The organism is Vibrio sp. SG41-7, assembly GCF_014164465.1.
GTDB lineage: Bacteria > Pseudomonadota > Gammaproteobacteria > Enterobacterales > Vibrionaceae > Vibrio > Vibrio splendidus.
This window is the reverse complement of record NZ_JACJFF010000240.1, coordinates 1-2,935: the sequence shown is the minus strand read 5'-3', so window position 1 is coordinate 2,935 and position 2,935 is coordinate 1. Positions and strand designations below refer to the sequence as shown.

The 2,935-nt window shown below is 39.7% G+C and carries 1 protein-coding gene and 3 pseudogenes; 2 read left to right on the top strand and 2 right to left on the bottom strand.

What is annotated here, in order from left to right; translation table 11 throughout:
• Positions 1–128 (bottom strand): annotated as a pseudogene (locus H5300_RS26200) (ABC transporter ATP-binding protein); the annotation flags it as partial.
• Positions 129–509: 381 nt separating this feature from the next.
• Here H5300_RS26200 and H5300_RS26195 point away from each other — a divergent pair.
• Positions 510–644: pseudogene (locus H5300_RS26195) on the top strand (L-threonine 3-dehydrogenase); the annotation flags it as partial.
• A 110-nt stretch (positions 645–754) separates the two neighbouring features.
• Here H5300_RS26195 and H5300_RS26190 read toward each other — a convergent pair.
• The gene (locus tag H5300_RS26190) at positions 755–2,281 is read right to left on the bottom strand and encodes a DUF4041 domain-containing protein (RefSeq protein ID WP_102282172.1); all 1,527 of its coding nucleotides are present in this window, start codon (positions 2,279–2,281) and stop codon (positions 755–757) included.
• 338 nt (positions 2,282–2,619) lie between these two features.
• On the opposite strand from H5300_RS26190, the pseudogene H5300_RS28385 reads away from it, so the two are divergent.
• Positions 2,620–2,817: pseudogene (locus H5300_RS28385) on the top strand (hypothetical protein); the annotation flags it as partial.
• Positions 2,818–2,935: the final 118 nt, after the last annotated feature.

Here is a 2,935-nt window from a genome sequence, read left to right as displayed (position 1 = left end):
ATTTCTGAAACCTCATGGCTTGCAATGATCATGGCGCGTTCGCCGTCGTGGAACCATTCTAGTAGGTGGCGATAAAAAGTATCGCGGTACAGCAAATCTAAGCCCAGTGTAGGCTCATCTAAGATTAGGCGCCTCTCTTTTTTAAGAGACGGAAAGAGCGAGGTGTCATGGATTAGCGATTGCTTTCGGGATCTGGGCCTGCGTTTTTTGAAAGGTCTAAGATCGATTGCAGTTCATCTTTTTAGTTAAACAAATTTGGCTCGACTGGTCATTGACGCTAACGTTTACAATCTCTAATTCGTGCCAAAAGTAGAAATAGGTGATTACCAGGGCTTTCTGACTCTGAGTTCAAGGCATTAATAAAAACAGTCAGCAACTATGACTTCCTATCGGCTTAGAAATTTTAAAACAATCTAAAGAGAAAAATCTGTCGCCATTCTGTCGCCATAAGTAATGTTATTTTTTTGTAAATGATTGTTTTTAAGATGCTTGTATTCTCGTTGGATATAATGGCTTCATTAATCCAGTCAGGCCTAGATCTAACACCAATTATTACTCACCACTACAAAGTGGACGACTTCCAGAAAGGCTTCGACATGATGCGTTCTGGTATGTCAGGTAAAGTAATTCTTGATTGGGAATAAGCTTTAACTGAGTAACAAGATATTAGAAAGGCGACAGTTATTACTGTCGCCTTTTTTGTATTTTACGTAGCAGAAGTAGGTCATCGTTTACCCGTTAATAAATGCTACCTTTATGCTACTGCTTGCTGTTCTTTCGCAATTGCTAAACTCTCACGGAACTCAGCGGCTTCAGCCTTAAGAGTCCAATGAACTTCATGTAACCCTTGTTGCTCAACAGCTTGTTTAACCTCTGCTATTGTGGTCTTGAAGAACTCTTTTCTTGGGTTAATTTTGTTAACCGACTGCTCGTTGAACTTCTTGTGGAGCTCTTTCTCAAGAGAAGGAGCATCGTCACTATAAATCATTGCATGAACATCAAATGAGAATGGTACAGAAGCATCACCAAGTTCTTTTACTCTGTCCATTGGTTCTAAGCGACGAGTCATACCAATCTTAAACACCTCTTCACCAAAACTACCAACGTTGCTGATTACGTAAACATGCCCTCGGCGAGTTTGCTGAGCCATTGATAGCGCACGTTGACCTTTTTCTTCAGCTTCTTGTAGCTTGCTTTCTAATTCTGCAAGTTGTGCTTCAAATACAGCTCTCTGTTCTTCACTTGCTTGGCCTAATTCAGATCGCGCTTTTTCTAGAGCTTTTTGTAGCATCTTTTCTTCTTTTTCAGCTTCTTTACGCGCCTTTTCCATTTCGCGGATAGCTCGTTCTTCTTCGCGAATCTGAGCCTTAATTTCGGCTTGTTCTTCTTTTTCGATCTTTCTTAGCTCAAATGCAGCAACGGCCCATTTGAGCTCGGTTAGACGTGCGTCTAGGTATTCTTGGTTGATACGAGCGTTCCTGAATGGAGCACCGTTATGATTTACTAAGGCAAAAGCATCAATAATTTCTTGTTGGATTTTCCCAAAATTGTCGTGCTTTGTTTTAGATAGAGCACTATCGACCTTTCCGTTGAAAGCATCGACGGCAAAATGAATTGCATAAGTTTTACGGTGAGCTTCAACATAATCACAAGCCCCTGCATGACCTTCTTTGACCATTGCCTTTACTCGTTTACGGGATACTTTGAGTTCTTCACCTGCTTCTTTGTAACTGTACTCTTCTGCGAGGTCATCAAGAACAGACTGATTTGGGATGATGTAGTCATCTTTATAGCCGTCAATTGTATTGCGCATCGCACGAATCGCCTTTTCGTAGGAATCAGCTTTGGCCCTTGCTTCGTAAGCATTACCTGCTATTTCTTTGGCTTGAGCTTCTGCGAAGCTAAGCACTTTCGCAGATTCTTCGCGTGCATCGTTCTTGATAATTTCCGCTTTTTCTTTAGCTTCGTTTAACTTTTTACGTGTTTCGTTACGCAGCTCTTCAGTCTCAGACAAAACACCTTCTGCTTGGAACCTTATCGAAGTAGCTTCTTCGGTGGCTTCATCAAGCAGGCGGTTAGCGTGTAACTCCATATCAATTACAGGGGCATACTTTTTTAGTAGTGTGTCTTTTTCATTTTCTATGTTGCTAATTTTTTGATTAGCTATCGAAAGTTGTTCTTCAAACTCTTTACGCTTTTTCTTACTTCTTAAATGTAAAATCACCAATAGGATCAATGGTAAGAAAAATATAGTAAGAGTGACTATTACACTTGTTTCCATTTGTTTTACCTAGCTAAGTTTGGTTGTTATTGAGTTACGTCTTTAATGGTTTCTGAGAGTCGTTTCTTCCAATTAAACGCCCTTTGAAGAATACTCCTGTATTAGTATTTTGACGATGTATATTATCTAAGCTCATGTAATAAAAGCAAAAATACAATGAACTCTGTGTAATATGGTTCTATTTGTGAGTTGGCGGTTGTGTAATTGTGACTGTTATTGGGAAGTCAAATTACATGAAATCTACCTCTGTCACTTAATGGCCATTTTACTGCCCAGTAATCTCTAAAATACTCAATAAGCAGTTACACCTTATTGTTTCACTATTGAAGAGAGGGCTCATGGCTTGTAAACCACTTGCACTGATAATAACTGGACTATTATTAACGCCGAATTTTGCGAACGCTAATACCACTATCTCGAAAGGTAATAGCGATCAAGCAGCAGAACAGGCAGCAAAGGAACTTGCAAACCCAAACACAGCTTACGCTAGCCTTAATTTAAAGCTCCAGTATTCAGGTGGTTACGATAGTAAGGGCGCGAATATACTTTGTTAATCTGATGTAAAAAGAACTTTTTCCCTGTAATCTTTATTCCATGCGGCTTGGTTCATCTTTCTTGGTACAGACAAGTTACCCTCTGATTTTCTAAATAGGT

Bases quoted from the DNA above. Each gene is read 5' to 3' on its own strand.
- H5300_RS26190 (WP_102282172.1), bottom strand. From the start codon at position 2,281: ATGGAAACAAGTGTAATAGTCACTCTTACTATATTTTTCTTACCATTG.